The sequence below is a fragment of the Actinomycetospora cinnamomea genome (assembly GCF_003096675.1).
In the GTDB taxonomy this organism is placed as follows: Bacteria; Actinomycetota; Actinomycetes; order Mycobacteriales; family Pseudonocardiaceae; genus Actinomycetospora; species Actinomycetospora cinnamomea.
Genome location: NZ_QEKW01000006.1, coordinates 248,771 through 264,901, shown reverse-complemented (window position 1 = coordinate 264,901; position 16,131 = coordinate 248,771). Strand labels below are relative to the sequence as shown.

Below are 16,131 nucleotides of genomic sequence, written 5' to 3'. Positions count from 1 at the left end.
GGGGGAACCGCCGCCCGGACGTCGGTAACCTCGGAGGCGTGCTGCGACTGCTGGTCACCCCGCGCTGGATCGGGTGGACGCTGTTCGCGCTCGTGGCCGTCGTCGTGTGCGGGGCGATGGCCTACTGGCAGGTCATCCGCGCGGAGTCGCCCGGAGGGTCGCTGCTCAACGCCGGCTACGCGTTCCAGTGGCCGCTGTTCGGCCTGTTCTTCGCCGCGCTGTGGTGGCGGATGCTGCGCGCCGAGGCCCGCGCGCTGGCCGAGGTGCGCGCCCGGCAGGAGCCCGAGGAGGACCGTCCGGCGGCCACGCCGGTGCGGGCCGCGCCTGCCGACTCCCCGTTCGGCCCGCGACCCTCCGGGGTGCGGGAGGGCGGGATGGACGCCGACGACGCCCCCGCGCCGGGTCGGGCCCGGTACAACGCGATGCTCGCCGAGCTGGCCGCTCGCGAGGAGAAGGAGACCGAACCGTCGTGACCACCAGCCCGCCCGAGGCCCCGCCGACCCCCGAGGTCGTCGCCGCGCTGAAGCGCTACCGCGTCGGCGCCTGGGTGGTCGGTGTCGGCCTGCTCGTGCTCGTGCTGATCGGGATGCCGCTGAAGTACCTCGCCGGCGACGGCACCGTGGTGGCGATCGTCGGCCCGGTGCACGGCTTCCTCTACATGGGCTACCTCCTGCTCACCGCCGACCTCGCCTACCGGGACCGCTGGCCGGTCGGTCGCGCCGTGCTCGTCGCGCTGGCCGGCACGATCCCGTTCGTGTCGTTCGTGGCGGAGCGGAGGATCACGCGCCCGTTGCGGGACGCGGCGTAGCCCGCAGGCCGGGGACGTCGCGGTCGCCGGAGCTGCGCGGGCAACCGATGAGCGCCCGCACGGCCTCGCCCAGCTGGCCCGGGCACGACAGCGGGGTCGAGAACGCGAGGCGCACGTCGTGGTCGTCGCGCTCGGTCTCCACGCGCAGGCGCAGGCCGTAGCGGTCGACGCCCAGCGGGGCCAGCCGGTGTCCGGGACGGCGCAGGTGCTCCGGCAGGTGCGGGGCGAGCGCGGACAGGGTGCCCGCGTGGGCGGCGGCGAGGTGCGCCAGCCAGCGGTCTCCCGTGCCGGCCACGGGGTCGACGGGTGCGGAGGCCATCGCGGTGGGGGCGAGCGCCTCGGTGCCCTCCGCGTCGGAGAGCACGACCATCGCCGGCTCGAGGCGCAACAGCGACTCGCCGTGGCCGACGTCGAGCAGGCGCTCGTCGGGCTGCTCGGCGGCGATGCGCAGGGCCGCGCGCCGCGCCACCCGCAGCGGCAGCACGCGGAGCCGCCCGGAGAGCCACAGCAGCCCGCGTACCGGCCGGCGCAGGGTCACCGGCGCGACGTCGACGAGCTCGAGCATGACGGGCAGCAGGGCGTCGCTGCGCTCGCGGGCCCGCAGCACGAGCGGGTGGTCGTCGGGGAACTGCAGCGTGGCGGCCCCGGTCGCGGGCACGTGGTGCAGCGTCGGCGTGGCGCGCAGGTCCCCGTCCCCGCTGGTCGTCCCACCCGGCCCGCGGGCGACCCCGCCGTGCACCCCGTCGATGACGGAGGCGTGCTGGGCCCGGCCGGCCAGCGTCCGGGCCCGCTCGGCGGGCGGGGGGACGGGCGGTGTGGGCGGTCGGCTCCTGGCCATCGGACTCCCTCGGTCGCGAACTGAGGGGAGCCTAACCTCATTTCTCGGCGAGATGCGAGACCGTCCGGACGAGCGCCCTGGATCCTCCGGGCCGGTGCCCGGACCGCCGTGGCCCGCCCGCTACCGTGCGATCGTGTCCACCGTCCCCCAGGCCGGCGGGGCACCGGTCGACGGTGTGCCCCCGCTGCTCCGCGCGATCGTCGACGACGCGACGCTCGTGGCCGAGGGGCCGCGGCCGGAGATGGCCGACGCCGTGGACTCCTACCTCGCCGCCCGGGGCTCCGACGCCGGCAGCCTGCTCGGCTCGCTCGTGGTCCCGGTCTCGCGGCTCTCCGAGCTGGTCGCCGAGCTGGTCAAGCGCCGCCCCGCCGGCCCCGTCCCCGTGGCCCTGTCCGTGGACACCGGCCTCGGCGGCGTGCCGAAGGCGCTGTCGCTCACCTCGTCGCGGGCCGCGCTGCTCGACCCGCGCACGGTGGAGATGCCGGCCCCGCACGACGTCGACACGGTCTGGCTCGAGCGGGTCACCGAGTTCGTGCCCGAGGAGGTCGTCGCGGTCGTGGAGCCGCGGCGCCCCGACGCCGACGGCTCGGAGGACTGGCTCGACGGGGTCCGGCGGGTCGTCGAGCACGGCTGCCGGCCGAAGCTGCGGTGCGGCGGCGGGCGGGCCGGGGCGTTCCCGGGCGTGCGTGACGTCGCGGGGTTCCTGGCCCTCGCCGTGAGGGCCGGGCGGTCGTTCACGGCGAGCATCGGGCTGCAGGCCGCGGTGCGCCACACCGATCCCGGCACCGGCTTCACTCACCACGGCTGGCTGAACCTGCTGGTGGCGACGGTGCGCGCGCTCGCGACGGGCCCCGACGAGGACCCCGAGGAGCGGATCGGCGAGGCGCTGCTCGTCACCGACGGCCCCGGGCTCGCCGCCGAGCTCGCCGGGGTCGACCAGGCCTCGGCCACGCGGGTGCGGGCCCTCTTCTCCTCGTTCGGGTCCACGGCGGCCGCCGCCCAGGGCCCCGAGCTCGCGCGCCTCGGCCTGCTCTGAATCCCGGGGCCGGGCCCCGTACGCTCGGTGGACGTGACCGGACAGCGTGTGGCGTTCCTCGGCCCGCACGGCACCTTCTGCGAGCAGGCCCTGCACACGCTCGGGCCCGGCGTTCTCGATGACGCCCTCGGCGACCCCGAGCCGGAGCTGCGGCCCCTGCCGAGCACCACCGCGGCGCTCGACGCGGTGCGCGCCGGCGACGCCGACGCGGCCTGCGTGCCGGTGGAGAACTCGGTCGAGGGCGGGGTGCCCGCGACCATGGACGGGCTGGTGGAGACGCCGCCCCTGGTGATCGTGCGCGAGATCCTGCTGCCGGTGCGTTTCGCCGTGCTCGTGCGGCCGGGAACGACCGGCGAGACCGTGACCAGTGTGGCGTCGCACCCCCATGGCGAGGCCCAGACCCGGCGCTGGATCGCCGAGCACCTGCCCGGCGCCGAGGTGCGCCTGACCTCGTCGACGGCGGCCGCCGCGGCCCAGGTCGCGGCCGGCGAGGTCGACGCGGCCGTCTGCGCGCCCGTCGCCGCCACCCACCACGGGCTGGAGGCGCTGGCGTCCGACGTGCACGACACCGGCGACGCGGTGACGCGCTTCGTGCTGGTCCGCCGGCCCGACGGCCGCCCGCTGCCCGCCCCCACCGGCGCCGACCGCACCTCGCTCGCCGCCACCACCGTCAACCGCCCGGGGGCGTTGCTCGCCGTGCTCACCGAGATCGCGGTGCGCGGGGTCGACCTCACCCGCATCGAGTCCCGCCCGCTCCGGGACCGCCGCGGCGAGTACTGGTTCTTCCTCGACGGCACCGGGCACGTCGCCGAGCCGGCGATGGGCGAGGCGCTCGCCGCGCTGCGCCGCCGCTGCACCGACGTGCGGTTCCTCGGCTCGTACCCCCGCGCCCACCTCGCCGGGTCCGGCGACGACGCGACGCGCGCGGCCGACCCCGGCCCGGGTCAGACCGTCAAGGACTACACCGAGGCCGGCGCGTGGCTGGCCGCGCTGCGCGACGGGACGGGCGCATGAGCGACCTGCGGCTCGTCCTCGCCCGTCACGGCCAGACCCAGGCCAACATCGACCGTATCCTCGACACCGTCCTGCCCGGGTCGCCGCTCACCGAGCTGGGGCGCGAGCAGGCGCGGGCGCTGGGACGCGAGCTCGCCCACGGGGTCGACGGCACCGTGGCCGGGCTCTACCACTCGCCGGCACGCCGGGCCAGGGAGACGGCCCACCTGGTCGCCGAGCACCTCGGCCTCGATCCCGTCGAGGTCGGCGGGGTGCACGAGGTGCAGGTCGGCGAGCTCGAGGGCCGCAACGACGAGCCCGCCATCCGCGAGTTCCGGCGCGTCTACGACCGCTGGCAGGACGGTGACCTGCACGTCGCCCAGCCCGGCGGCGAGAGCGGCCACGAGCTGCTGGCGCGCTACCTGCCCGTCGTCGCCGACCTCCGTGACCGCCACGTCGACGGGGGCACGATCGTGCTCGTCAGCCACGGTGCCGCGCTGCGGCTGGTCGCCCAGCAGCTCGTCGAGCACGTCGGGACCCCGCGCGGCGAGGAGGAGCACGTCGCCAACTGCGGGCGCGTCGTCGTCCGGCCCCGCGGGAGCGGCTGGGACCTCGTCGCCTGGCGCAGCGCCGTCCCCGGCGGCCTGCCCGCCACCGACGACCCGACCGGCTGACCCTACGTGCGTGATCTTCTGAGCTATAGCTCAGAAGATCACGCACGTAGGCGTCAGCCCCAGCCCAGCCGGTGCAGGGTCTGCTCGTCGATGCCGAAGTGGTGCGCGATCTCGTGCACGACCGTGACCGCGACCTCCTCGCGCAGCTCGTCCTCGTCGGCGCAGACATCGGCGAGGGCCAGGCGGTAGAGCGTGATCCGGTCGGGCAGGACGCCGCCGTAGTCGCTGTAGCGCTCGGTCAGCGCGACGCCCTCGTAGAGCCCGAGCAGCTCGGGGTCGTCGGGATGGCGGTCGTCGACGAGCACGACGACGTTGTCCATCGCCCGCATCAGCGGCTCGGGGAGCTCGTCGAGGGCGTCGGCGACGAGCTCCTCGAAGCGCTCGACGCCCACGTCCACCCGCCCGACGTTAGCCGCCGTTCAGTCCCGGCACCGGCACGGAGGGCAGGGGCAGGCCGGGCCGGCCACCACCGTCGGTCCGGCCCGTGCCGGGCTCGCCGGCCGTGCCCCCGGTCGCGGCACCGTCGTCCGGGGCGGGGGTCGTCGACCCCGGGATCGTCGCCGGCGCGCCCGGGCGCAGGCTCGGCGCCGTCGTGGGCGCCTCGCCGCCGATCGTCACCCCGTCGGCGGCCTTGCCCCGCAGCGGGGCGAAGCCGGAGTTGTCCGACAGCAGCGACCCGAGATTGCAGGTCACCCGCCGGGTGCCGGCGGTCCAGGACTCCTCGGCGAGGTTCGTCCAGTAGACGATGAGCTTGGAGTCGGTCAGCTTCTGCGCCGAGCCGACGTACTGCTCGGCGATCCGCTGGCACGTCGGCTGCAGGTAGTTGTCCTGGTCGTCGACCGACGGGAAGCTCTCCCGGAACTGGGTCCCGAGGTCGACGATGCCCGCGACCTCCGCGGCGTGGGTCTCGCCGCACGCGACGGGGTCGGAGACCTCCTTGCCGACGAGCCCGAGGCACGTGCCCGCGTCGAACACGACGGCCTGGTCGGCGTCGGCGACCCGGCCCTGGGACGGGAAGAGCGCCCCGGTGCGGCCGGGGGCCTGCAGGCCGCAGCGCACGGTGCGGTCACCGCCGTCCCACGCCGCCTGGGTGGGCTTGAGCGCGCCCGCCCGGTAGCGCCCGGCCGGGTCGAGACGGCCCTGCAGGTAGTTCCGCGCGGCCGGCAGGCACTGATCGGTGACGAGCTGCTGCCACGCCGCGTCGTCCGAAAACGGCGCCCCGGGCGGCTGCGCAGCGTTCACCGCGCCCACGCTCTCGAACAGGTGCGGCTGCGCGCAGTCGACCTCGCGCACGTCACCGGCGTCGTCACGGCTCCAGGTCAGGCAGCGGCCGGGCTCGGTGGTCAGCGCCGGGCGGACGTCCTCGTCCTCCTCGGGATCCGCGCCGCCCGCGGCCGACGGCTGCTGGTCGGCGACGCCGAGGACGTCGAGGCCCTGACCGGTGACCGCGAGCGCGGTCGCCGCGACCAGCATGACCAGCGCGCCGGCCAGGACCCCGATGACACCGCGGCGTGCGGCGCGGCGGCGGGGGTCGGCGGCGTCGTCGCGCCCGAGGACGCGGTCGACCCAGCGGCCGCCGCGCGGGGCGCGGTACGAGGCGTCATCGTCGCCGTCGGGGCGGTCCTCGCCGGAGGGCCCGGACTGGCGTTCCCGGAGCAGCATCGCCCTGACATCATGCCGCTCGTGGTCCGCCGGGACGGGTGAGGGCCCGGTCGGGCAGGATCGACGGTGACCGGTACGCGCCGGGCGGTGCCGGTGTTCTGCGGGTGGAGGGGTCATGACAGGGCGAGACGACGAGCGGGCGGACCCGTCCGAGCGCCGGACCGAGAACGTCGACCTGAACGCCCTCGACGCGGACGCCCAGCGGTCGTCGGACGCCGACGACGCCACCCCGCCCTCGGGCGTGCCCGCGGCCGAGGGCTCGGGCAGCGGGACGGACGCCGACGCCGCGTCGGGCGAGGTCGCGGAGAGCTCGCCGGACCGGCGTGGCCGGGTCCGCTACCAGGACCCCGAGACGACCAGGCCGCGCGAGCCCACCGTCGCCGAGCAGCGCGCCCGCCGCGAGGCCCAGCGCCGCGAGCGGGCCCAGCGCGACGCGGCCGAGGCGGCCGAGGCCCGCAAGCGCAAGATTCGCAAGCGGGTGCTGGTCGGCGGCGGGGTCGCGGTCGGCGTGGTGGCCCTCGTCGCCGTCGTCTACGCGGCGAGCCAGCCCGACGAGGTCACCGCGCAGTGCGTCGACGCGCAGGGCGTCGTCGTGCCCGACGAGAACTGCGCCGGGTCCCAGCAGGGCGGCTACTACAACAGCGGCGGAGCGTTCGTACCGATCTTCATCGGCGGCTTCGGCAACCAGTACCACTACAACTACGGCTCCAGCGCCCCCGTCGGCACCGTCGCGCAGGGGGGCACCACCACGCCGCCGGCCGGCGGCACGACGGTGCGCAGCGGCACCTCGGGCAGCACGCTGGGCACCAGCAGCGGCAGCGGCACCGTCAGCCGCGGCGGTCTCGGCGTCGGCGGCAGCTCCAGCGGCACGGCGGGCCGGGGCGGCAGCTCGAGCAGCAGCGGCGGGAGCAGCTCCAGCGGCAGCTGAGCACGGGGCATCGGGCAGGATCGGCGTCGTGCAGCGAGCGACCGGCAGGCCCCGCCCCGACTGGCAGTCGAAGATCGAGGAGCAGGGGCTGGTGTTCGGCACCCCCGCGGCCGGGCGCAACGGCGCCCGCCCGTACTGGGACGAGTCCGTGCACTACGTGTTCGACATGGCCGAGGTGCTCTCGCTCGAGGCCGACGTCGAGCTGCTGCACTCGATGTGCCTGGAGGCCGTCGACCACGTCGTCACCACCGAGCGGTTCCGCGACTTCGCGCTGCCCGAGTGGAGCTGGGAGGCCGTCGCGGCGTCGTGGCGGCGCGGCGACCCGCACCTCTACGGGCGCTTCGACCTGCGTTACGACGGCGCCGGGCCGGCGAAGCTGCTGGAGTACAACGCCGACACCCCGACCTCGTTGCTCGAGGCGTCGATCTGCCAGTGGTACTGGCTCAAGGACGTCCACCCCGACGACGACCAGTGGAACTCGCTGCACGAGAAGCTGGTCGAGCGCTGGGGCGAGATCGCCGACAAGCTGCCCCGCAACGAGGTGCACTTCTGCTGGTCCCAGGCCGACCCGACCGGCGAGGACCACGTCACCGTCGCCTACCTGCAGGAGTGCGCGGCCGAGGCGGGGATGGACACGGTCGGGCTGGCCATCGAGCAGCTCGGCTGGGACTCGGCGCTCGACCGCTTCGTCGACCTCGAGGAGGCGCCGGTCGCGGTCGTCGACAAGCTCTACCCGTGGGAGTGGGTGCTCGGCGACGACTTCGGCAAGCACGTGACTCGCAGCCTCCCCGAGACCGCGTGGATCGAGCCGCTGTGGAAGGCGCTGCTGTCGAACAAGGCGCTGCTCGCCGTGCTGTGGGAGATGTACCCGGGCCACCCGAACCTGCTGCCCGCCTCGCTGGGTGACCCCGGGATGCTCACCGAGTACGTTCGCAAGCCCCTGCTCGGACGCGAGGGCGCCAACATCGCGGTCGTCGCGCCCGGCTACGAGACCGAGACCGGCGGGGTGTACGGCGAGGAGGGCTACGTCTACCAGCTCTTCGACCCGCTGCCGGAGTTCGACGGCTACCGCCCCGCCCTCGGTGCGTGGATCGTCGGCGACACGTCCGCGGGGCTCGGGATCCGCGAGACCACCGGGCTGATCACCGACAACGGCGCGGCGTTCGTGCCGCACCGCATCCCCGACTGACCCTTGCCCTAGTCTGGCGCCCCGTTCGTCCGGTTGGAGGGCCTCGCGCGTGCTCGCTCCCGATTTCTGGTCCACCATGGGCGTGAACATCGGCCTCATCGCGGTCTACGCGGTGATCGGTGCCGTGCTCATGTACATCGGCTACTTCGCCATCGACCTCACGACCCCCGGCGACCTGCGCGGCCTGGTCCGCGAGGGGCGACCGAACGCCGTGGTCGTCGCCGGAGCCGGGCTCGTGTCGATGGCGTTCATCGTCATCGTGGCCATCTACATCTCGTTCGGCAGCTTCGTCGGCGGCATCCTCAACACGACGATCTACGGCCTGGTCGGGATCATCGCGCAGGTCCTCGCGGTACGCGGCCTCGAGGCCGTCGCGCGGCTCGACGTGGACGGCTGCCTGCACGACGACCGGTTCACCGCCGACTCGGCGATGATCGCGGCCATGCACATCGCCCTCGGTCTCGTGGTCGCGGTCGCCATCATCTAGCGGGGGACGTCGGGGGACACGCCCGCACCCCACCCGGTTGACGGGGCCCTCACGACCTACCCTCGGTGACGGTGGCTACTGACCGGTCCGTCCCGTCCGCGCGCCCACGGGGCGTGCGGTGACGATGCTCGTGCGCCCCGACCAGGCGCCGTCCTCGCCGGATCCCGGCGACGTCGCCCGGACCGGGGGCCGCCGCGTCCTGCTGTGGGCGCTGCTCACCGTGCTGCTCGGCATCGCCGTGCCGCTGGCGCCGGTGACGGTGCAGGACACGACGGTGACCTGGCCGGACCCGGCCGCCGCCCCGGGCGCGCCGGTGTCCACCCAGCTCGCCCTCAACCCGCCCCGCCCGCTCGGGTTCAGCGCGACGGTGCCCTGCGCGGCCCTGCGCGTGCCCGGCGACGTCCTGCGCACCCTGCCCGGCGACCCGGCGGGTGGTGGGCTCGTGCTCGCCTCGGCGGGGAGCGGGGCGAGCCTCACGGTCTCGGGCGCCACGGTCGCGGCCGGCCCGGTGCCCGCCGGCGACTGCCGTCTGGCGATCGTCGCCGACGAGGGCGGGCTGCGCGTGACCCAGGACGGCGTGCCGCTGCCGCTGGCGTGCGGACCCTGCACCGACGTGCTGCCACCGCAGGTCGCCCAGCTCACCACCAGCACCGACGGCACCCCGGCGTCCGGCGGGCTCGCGGTGTCGCTGCGCACCGACGACCGCTACGACTCGACTCCCGGCGTGCTCAAGACGGTGCTGCTCGTCGCGCACCTGGCCGCGCTCGCGGTGCTGCTCGTGCTGGTCTACCGGCAGGGACGGTGGCGGGGCGCCCGGGCGTGGCTCGCGCCGCGGGCGTGGCCGGCCCGCCTGCGCCGCCACCTGTCGTGGGCCGACGGTCTGCTCGTCGCGATCTCGGCCGGCTGGGTGTTCGTCGCGCCCATGAACTTCGACGACAGCTGGTACCCCCTGATGGCCCGCGACGCGGGCGAGGCGGGCTACATCGGCAACGCCGTCTACATGTTCAACGTGACCGAGAACCCCTTCGTGGCCTCGCAGTACGCGATGCAGGCCTGGGGGGCGATCGGCGGCTGGGGGCTGGTCTGGCAGCGCTGCCTGCCCCTGCTCTACGGCCTGCTGACCTGGGCGTTGCTGCGCGCGTTCTTCGTCCTGGTCTCGCGGCGCACCGAGGTGCGCCGCGCCTGGGTGCCCTGGGCCCTGCTGATCGGCCACCTCGTCTGGTGGTTGCCGTTCGGCCTCACCCTCCGCCCCGAGCCGCTGATCGTCCTGCTCTCGGTCGTGGTGCTCCTGCTCGTCGAGCTGGCCCGCGACCGCGGCACCCCGATCCTCTACGTGGGGGCGGTGATGGCCGCGGCGCTGGCCATCGCGTGCTCGCCGACCGGTCTCGTGGCCGCGGCGCCGCTGCTGGTGGAGATCCCGCGCGCGTGGCCGGCCATCGTCGCCACCCCGCGCCGCGACCAGATCGCGTTGCTGCTGGTGCTGGGCGCCGCGGCGAGCGTCGCCATCCCGGTCGCGTTCGCCGACGCCTCGCTCGGCGACGTCGTCGAGGCCTCCGCGGTCCACGCCTACTACTACGACACCGTCCCCTGGTACGACGAGCTCGTCCACTACCAGACGCTGCTCGGCCCCGGCCGCACGCCGTGGGCTGCCCGGGCGCCGATCCTGCTCACGCTGGCCCTGGTGCTGCTCGTGGCCGTCGGCAGCGGGCGGCGCGGCCCCGAGGACGACGCCCTGCGCCGCGTGCTGCTGCACGCCGCGGCCACCACGGCACTGGCCTTCGTCCTCGTCGCGGCGAGCCCCACGAAGTGGGTGCTGCACTTCCCGGCCATCGCCGCCTCCGGCACCGTCCTCATCGCGCTGGCCCTGCTGCGCGGCCCGATGCCGCGCCACGACCGGGCGCTGGCGACCGTCGGCGGTGTCGCCGTGCTGGTCATCGCGACGTCGGTGAGCTACGCGGGCTGGAACCTGTGGCGGCCCTACACCGACCGCGGCCAGTTCTTCGGCGACCACGCCGACCCCTATCCGACGCCGCTGAGCCAGAACCTGCTCGCGCCGCACTTCGGCCCGATCTTCCTGCGCAACCCGCTGCTGTGGGTGGCGGTCGCCGTGCTCGCCGCGGTGTGGGCGCACTGGTCGCTGCGCCGCTGGCCGCAGCGGCGGCTGCCCCGCCCGGAGCCCGACCGCGCGCTGCTCGCCGTCGCCGCCACCACCGTCGTCGTCGGGATGATCGGGGTCATGGTGCTCGCGCCCCTGCGCCAGTACCCGGGCTGGACGGTGGCGCTCGGCAACGTCAAGGACGTGGTCCGGCAGGGCTGCGGGCTCCAGGACGACGTCACCGTCCTGCGGCCCGACCCCGTGGCGTTCGGGGCGCCGGTGAACCCGCCGGTGACCACCGGCGACTTCGTCGACGACACCGTCGCCCCGATCCCGGAACCGGTGCCCGGCCTCGGCCGGGTGTGGCACGACGTCACCGACGGCTCCGGCGGGCGCGGCACCCTGGTCACCGGCTGGTACCCGGTGCCGGCGGGGACCGGCGCCACCGACGTGGTGGTGCCGCTGCTGGAGTCGGGCCCGCCCGACGAGCGGGTGTCGGTGGAGTTCGCCGACGGCGCGGCGGAGGCCCCGCGCGTCCTCGGGCGGACGGAGATCGACTATCTCCCGCAGGCCGACGAGCGGACCTGGCAGCAGCGGCCCGTGTCGCTGGTCGACGCGCCCGGCGACCCGACGTTCGTCCGCGTGGTCGTGGACACCACGGCCGAACGCGGGCAGGACCGGCTCGCCGTCGCCCAGCCGTTCCTGGCCCGGCCCGAGCCGATCACGCCGGTGGTCGAGGGCCGCCCGGTGCTGGTCGACCAGATGTCGACGGTGCTCTGGCCCTGCGTCGACCAGGTCGCCTCCCACGACGGCATCGCGCCCGCCTCGGACGTGCGGATCCACGCCGACGAGGACCTGACCTCGGCGTACTACGGGCTGCAGGACCGGCGTGAACGCGGCGGGGTGTGGCGCCTCGACACCGTGGGCGTGACCTACGTCCGGCTCGCGACGGCCGTGCCCCCGGGCCGGGAGGCCGCCAAGCCGTGGGGCCGCGTCGACCTCGTCGTGCGCGACCTCCCCACCGGCCGCTACGGGCTGAGCACCACCGAGCGCTCGAAGTCGGGCTGGGAGCGCGGCCCGACCCTGGCCCGCCAGGAGTACGTCGACGTGGAGCCGCAGGGCGCGGTGGGCTGATCGCTAGGAGCGCTCCTCGACGTCGTGCCGCAGATCCGCGGAGCGGTCGGCGCGCACGAGGGCGGCGGCGAGTCGGGCGAGGTCGTCGCCGGAGACCTGCTCGGCCAGCGTCGCCGGGTCGGTCGGCAGGCCCAGCTTCCCGGCGCCGGCGAGGGCCCGGGCGTCGAGGTGGGGGCGGAACTCGGGCCACACCGCCTGCACCTCGCGCAGGAAGATGTCGGTGCCGACGGGGCCGACCCGCGGCACCGCGGTGAGGAACCCCCTGAGCTCGCCCACGTCCCCGTCGGCGGCCTTGCGCATGCGGCGCAGGTCGCCGCCCCACTCGTCGAGGACGAGCTGCGCGCCCTCGCCCAGGGCCGTGGCGGTCTGCTCGTCCTGTCGCCGGAAGTGGGCCCGGCCCAGGGCGTCCACGCGGTCCTGCCACGAGGCGTCGCGCATGCCCTCCGGCGTGCCCATGCCGGCGTCGACGAGCTCCCGGCAGGCCGCGGTGCCCAGCTCCGCCTGGATGCGGCTCGAGAGCAGGACGGTCAGGACGAGCAGGCGGTAGAGCGGGGCCGGCTTGTCCTCCAGGGCGATCCCGGCCTCGTCGGCGAACGTCCGGCCCGCCTCGTCGAGCAGCGTCTCGATGGTGCTCATGGCCGGCCGGTTACCCGCTCACCTGCTCGCGGACGTCGCCGTCGCGGTCGGCACGGACCAGGGCGGCGGCGAGGCGGGCGAGGTCGTCGCCGGAGACCTGCTCGGCCAGTGTCGCGGGGTCCGTCGGCAGCCCGAGCTCCCCGGCGCCGGCGAGGGCCCGGGCGTCGAGGTGGGGGCGGAACTCGGGCCACACCGCCTGGACCTCGCGCAGGAAGATGTCGGCGCCCACGGGCCCGAGCCGGGGGACGGCGGTGAGGAACTCCCGGAGCTTGTCCGGGTCGCCGTCGGCGGCCTTTCGCATCCGTCGCAGGTCCCCGCCCCACTCGTCGAGCACGAGCCGGGCGCCCTCCTGCAGCGCGGTCGTCGTCTGCTCGGTGCCGGTGTACTTCGCGCGGCCCAGCGTGGCGACGACGTCCTCCCAGGACGCGTCGCGCATGCGCTCGGGCGTGCCGAACCCGGCGCCGACGAGCTCGCGGGCGGCGCGGGTGCCGAGCTGCGCCTGCACGCGGCGCGAGAGCAGGACGCTGAGCACGAGCAGGCGGTAGAGCGGGGCGGGCTGGTCGGCGAGGTGGATGCCTCCCTCGTCGGCGAACGTCCGGCCGGCCTCGTCCAGCAGCGCGTCGATGGTGCTCATCGGGGCGGATACCCCTCCCGCAACCCCATAGTCTCGGTGACGTGCAGAGACCGCGGCTGGTCGCGTCGGACGTCGACGGGACGCTCCTGGGTGCGGGTGACGAGCCCTCGGCGCGCACGCGGGCGGCGGTCGGGCGGATGGTCGACGCCGGCGTGCCGCTCGTCCTCGCGACCGGTCGCCCGCCACGCTGGGTGCCGCGGGTGTGCGAGGCCCTCGGCGTGCACACCCTCACCGTCGCCGCCAACGGCGCGGTGCTCTACGACGCGGCGGCGGACCGGGTGGTCGCGGCCGAGCTGCTCGACGTCGACGTCCTCGCCGAGGTCGTGGCGCGGCTGCGGGCGGCCGTCCCGGGCTGCGGGCTGGCGGTCGAGCGCGTGCGGGTGGGCGGGGGCGCGCTCGACCGCCGGGAGGAGCAGTTCGTCTCCGAGGCCGCCTACGTGCACGCGTGGCCGCTCCCCGACCACCGCCACGTCTCGCCGGGCGAGCTGCTGGGCGAGCCGGTGGTCAAGGTGCTCGCGCGCCACCGGACGCTCTCCAGCGAGGCGATGGCCCGCGCCGCGCGGGACGCGGTCGGCGACCTCGTCGACGTCACGTACTCCGCGGGCGGGGGCCTGCTGGAGTGCGCCCCCCGGGGCGTCACGAAGGCGCACGGGCTGGCCCGTGCCGCCGCGCACCACGCCGTCGAGGCGCACGCCGTGGTCGCCTTCGGGGACATGCCCAACGACCTCGCGATGCTGCGCTGGGCCGGCCACGGGGTCGCGGTGGGCAACGCGCACCCCGATGTGCTCCGCGTCGCGGACGAGGTCGCGGCGAGCAACCTCGAGGACGGTGTCGCGTCGGTACTGGAGCGGTGGTTCTGAGCGACACCCCTGGACCACGTCGGGGGGCCGTGTCAAGAGCCGCGTAACATCCGCGACGAGACCAGGCGAGCAGGAGGGACCACCACGTGCTCGATCGCGCCGAGGGCGCCGGCGTCACCGTCGGCCCGGCACGGGGCGAGGTCGCGGTCCTGTCGGCCGTGCAGCGCCGTCTCGCCACCCCGCCCGTCGTCGGCGTCGCCCGCGCGATGTCCCTGTTCGGTGAGCACGCCGCCGGGTGGATCGCGCTCGGTGCGCTGGGGGCCGCGCTCGACCCGCCGCGCCGTCGCCGGTGGGGCACCGCGCTGGCCGGGGTCGTCGCCGCGCACGGCGCCTCGATCGCCGTCAAGCGCGTCGTGCGCCGCCGCCGGCCCCGGGACCCGCGGGTGGCCGTGCACGTCGGCACGCCCAGCCGCCTGAGCTTCCCGTCGTCGCACGCCTCGTCCACCACCGCCGCCGCCCTGCTCTACGCCGGGCTCGTCGGCGGGGTGGGGGCGGGCGCCGCGGGCGTCGTCGTCCCCGGCATGGCGCTGTCACGCGTCGTCCTGGGCGTCCACTACCCGACCGACGTGCTGGCGGGCTCGGTGCTCGGGGTGGCGTGCGCGGTCGGCGCGCGCCGGGCCGTGCGCCGGGGCTCGATCGGCCGCTGGAGGACCGCATGACCCCTGTGACGCCGCCGAGCTCCACGCGCGAGCAGGCCGACCAAGCCGAGGTGGGCACCGTGACCACCGACGAGTCCACCGCCGAGTCGTCGCCGGCACCCGCGGCCCCGGCGTCCCGGCGTCCCCGGCCCGTGGCCGTGCCCCTGGGGCTGCTGAAGGCGATGCGCCCGCGGCAGTGGGTGAAGAACGTCCTCGTCCTCGCCGCGCCGTTCGCGGCGGGCCGGCTGCTCGACCTCACGGTGCTGCCGGACGTCGCGCTGGCGTTCGTCGCGTTCTCGCTGGCCGCCTCGGGTGTCTACCTGGTCAACGACACCAAGGACGTCGAGGCCGACCGCGCGCACCCGAAGAAGCGGCACCGCCCCATCGCCGCGGGCGTCGTCCCGCCGTCGCTGGCGGTGGTCACCGGCGTCGTGCTGTTCGCCGCGGCGCTCGGGATCAGCCTCCTCGCCGATCCCGACCTGCTCCTCGTCACCGCGATCTACATCGCCGTGCAGCTGGCGTACTGCCTGTGGCTCAAGCACGAGCCCGTCATCGACATCTGCATCGTCTCGTCCGGGTTCCTCATGCGCGCCATCGCCGGTGGTGCCGCGGCCGGGCTGTACCTCTCGCCGTGGTTCCTGCTGACGATGGCCTTCGGCTCGTTGTTCATGGCGTCGGGGAAGCGCTACGCCGAGATGCGCCTGGCCGAGCGCACCGGGGCCAAGATCCGCAAGTCGCTGGAGCGCTACTCCGCGTCCTACCTGCGGTTCGTGTGGTCGCTCTCGGCCACCGTCGTGATCATGGCCTACGGGCTGTGGGCGTTCGGCATCGGCGTCACCACGATGCCGGGCCGCCTGCCCAGCGCCCCGTCGACCTGGGCGATCGTGTCGATCGTGCCGTTCGTCGTCGCGATCCTGCGCTACGCCGTGGACGTCGACGGCGGCAACGGCGGCGAGCCGGAGGAGATCGTCCTGGGCGACCGCGTGCTGCAGGTGCTCGGCCTGGTGTGGGTCGTGCTCATCGGCCTCGCGGTGTACTCGGCGGTCGGCCTGGCGTGAGGGCCCGCGAGCTCGTCGCCGGGCTCGTGCGCTACGGGACGGTGGGTCTGGCCAACGCGGCCACCTACTACGGCACCTACCTGCTGGCCCACCCGCACGCGGGCTACCTCGTCGCCCACGCCGTCGGGCTGGGGGCGGCGATGGTGGTGTCGTTCCTGCTCAACTGCCGCTTCACCTTCCGCGTGCGCCCGACCTGGACACGGTTCCTGCTCTATCCCGCCTCCCAGGTGGTCAACATCCTGGCGACCACGGTCGGCGTGGTGGGGCTCGTGCACCTCGGGGTGGACGAGCGTCTCGCCCCGCTGCTCGCGGCCGGCCTGGCGCTGCCGGTGAGCTTCCTGGCCGCGCGCTTCGTCATCACCCGCGCCGTGCTGTTCCCCGAGCCGTCCCGGGGCGCGCGGGCGTTGGCCGACGCCGTGACCCGTCCGATCCCGGTGGCCGAACGCTGAGCCGCGGCCGGG

18 protein-coding genes are annotated in these 16,131 nt (G+C 75.5%); 13 read left to right on the top strand and 5 right to left on the bottom strand.

Annotated elements, in window-relative coordinates:
• Positions 1–38 precede the first annotated feature (38 nt).
• Positions 39–473, top strand: a complete 435-nt coding sequence (locus C8D89_RS14265; protein WP_116708771.1) for a hypothetical protein — start codon at positions 39–41, stop codon at positions 471–473.
• Positions 470–808 carry a DUF3817 domain-containing protein gene (locus C8D89_RS14260; RefSeq protein ID WP_116708770.1) on the top strand — a complete coding sequence of 113 codons (339 nt, stop codon included), beginning with the start codon at positions 470–472 and terminating at the stop codon, positions 806–808. The genes C8D89_RS14265 and C8D89_RS14260 overlap by 4 nt, the downstream gene beginning before the upstream one ends.
• Here C8D89_RS14260 and C8D89_RS14255 read toward each other — a convergent pair.
• Complete coding sequence (locus C8D89_RS14255) at positions 780–1,646, bottom strand: DUF2470 domain-containing protein (protein ID WP_116708769.1); 867 nt, start codon at positions 1,644–1,646, stop codon at positions 780–782. The two genes, C8D89_RS14260 and C8D89_RS14255, sit on opposite strands and share 29 nt — an antisense overlap.
• Positions 1,647–1,779: 133 nt before the next feature.
• Here C8D89_RS14255 and C8D89_RS14250 point away from each other — a divergent pair, with 133 nt between their 5' ends.
• From C8D89_RS14250 to C8D89_RS14240, 3 genes are read left to right on the top strand one after another with little or no spacing between them, the layout of a single operon-like run.
• Positions 1,780–2,682, top strand: coding sequence for a hypothetical protein (locus tag C8D89_RS14250; protein WP_279323382.1), 903 nt, complete (start codon positions 1,780–1,782; stop codon positions 2,680–2,682).
• A 33-nt stretch (positions 2,683–2,715) separates the two neighbouring features.
• A complete protein-coding gene (pheA, locus tag C8D89_RS14245) occupies positions 2,716–3,696 on the top strand; it encodes a prephenate dehydratase (protein WP_116708768.1) in 981 nt (326 codons plus the stop codon).
• Positions 3,693–4,349: a histidine phosphatase family protein gene (locus tag C8D89_RS14240; protein ID WP_116708767.1), complete on the top strand. Its 657-nt coding sequence runs from the start codon at positions 3,693–3,695 to the stop codon at positions 4,347–4,349. Before pheA ends, C8D89_RS14240 begins: the two co-directional genes overlap by 4 nt.
• A gap of 53 nt (positions 4,350–4,402) precedes the next feature.
• On the opposite strand, the gene C8D89_RS14235 is transcribed toward C8D89_RS14240, so the two are convergent.
• Positions 4,403–4,747, bottom strand: a complete 345-nt coding sequence (locus C8D89_RS14235; RefSeq protein ID WP_207787216.1) for a metallopeptidase family protein — start codon at positions 4,745–4,747, stop codon at positions 4,403–4,405.
• A gap of 10 nt (positions 4,748–4,757) precedes the next feature.
• Positions 4,758–6,011, bottom strand: a complete 1,254-nt coding sequence (locus C8D89_RS14230) for a septum formation family protein (RefSeq protein WP_116708766.1) — start codon at positions 6,009–6,011, stop codon at positions 4,758–4,760.
• 115 nt (positions 6,012–6,126) lie between these two features.
• Between C8D89_RS14230 and C8D89_RS14225 the strand changes: the two genes are divergently transcribed.
• From C8D89_RS14225 to C8D89_RS14210, 4 genes are all read left to right on the top strand, one after another.
• The gene (locus C8D89_RS14225) at positions 6,127–6,939 is read left to right on the top strand and encodes a hypothetical protein (protein ID WP_243418091.1); all 813 of its coding nucleotides are present in this window, start codon (positions 6,127–6,129) and stop codon (positions 6,937–6,939) included.
• Between the two features lie 28 nt (positions 6,940–6,967).
• Positions 6,968–8,128, top strand: coding sequence for a glutathionylspermidine synthase family protein (locus C8D89_RS14220; protein WP_116708765.1), 1,161 nt, complete (start codon positions 6,968–6,970; stop codon positions 8,126–8,128).
• A 76-nt stretch (positions 8,129–8,204) separates the two neighbouring features.
• Positions 8,205–8,615, top strand: coding sequence for a DUF350 domain-containing protein (locus tag C8D89_RS14215; RefSeq protein ID WP_116708847.1), 411 nt, complete (start codon positions 8,205–8,207; stop codon positions 8,613–8,615).
• Between the two features lie 124 nt (positions 8,616–8,739).
• Positions 8,740–11,844 (top strand): arabinosyltransferase domain-containing protein, encoded by a 3,105-nt coding sequence (locus C8D89_RS14210; protein WP_243418105.1) that lies wholly within the window; start codon positions 8,740–8,742, stop codon positions 11,842–11,844.
• A gap of 3 nt (positions 11,845–11,847) precedes the next feature.
• Here the strand turns inward: C8D89_RS14210 and C8D89_RS14205 are convergent, their stop codons facing one another.
• Complete coding sequence (locus C8D89_RS14205) at positions 11,848–12,480, bottom strand: endonuclease (RefSeq protein ID WP_116708763.1); 633 nt, start codon at positions 12,478–12,480, stop codon at positions 11,848–11,850.
• Positions 12,481–12,490: 10 nt separating this feature from the next.
• Positions 12,491–13,114: an endonuclease gene (locus C8D89_RS14200; protein ID WP_116708762.1), complete on the bottom strand. Its 624-nt coding sequence runs from the start codon at positions 13,112–13,114 to the stop codon at positions 12,491–12,493.
• Between the two features lie 41 nt (positions 13,115–13,155).
• Here C8D89_RS14200 and C8D89_RS14195 point away from each other — a divergent pair, with 41 nt between their 5' ends.
• The 4 genes from C8D89_RS14195 to C8D89_RS14180 all read left to right on the top strand — a co-directional run bounded on the left by C8D89_RS14195 (position 13,156) and on the right by C8D89_RS14180 (position 16,119).
• Complete coding sequence (locus C8D89_RS14195; protein WP_116708761.1) at positions 13,156–13,974, top strand: HAD family hydrolase; 819 nt, start codon at positions 13,156–13,158, stop codon at positions 13,972–13,974.
• An 86-nt stretch (positions 13,975–14,060) separates the two neighbouring features.
• Positions 14,061–14,633, top strand: coding sequence for a phosphatase PAP2 family protein (locus tag C8D89_RS14190; RefSeq protein WP_243418090.1), 573 nt, complete (start codon positions 14,061–14,063; stop codon positions 14,631–14,633).
• A complete protein-coding gene (locus tag C8D89_RS14185) occupies positions 14,630–15,670 on the top strand; it encodes a decaprenyl-phosphate phosphoribosyltransferase (protein WP_116708845.1) in 1,041 nt (346 codons plus the stop codon). The genes C8D89_RS14190 and C8D89_RS14185 overlap by 4 nt, the downstream gene beginning before the upstream one ends.
• Positions 15,667–16,119: a GtrA family protein gene (locus C8D89_RS14180; protein ID WP_116708760.1), complete on the top strand. Its 453-nt coding sequence runs from the start codon at positions 15,667–15,669 to the stop codon at positions 16,117–16,119. Before C8D89_RS14185 ends, C8D89_RS14180 begins: the two co-directional genes overlap by 4 nt.
• Positions 16,120–16,131 lie beyond the last annotated feature (12 nt).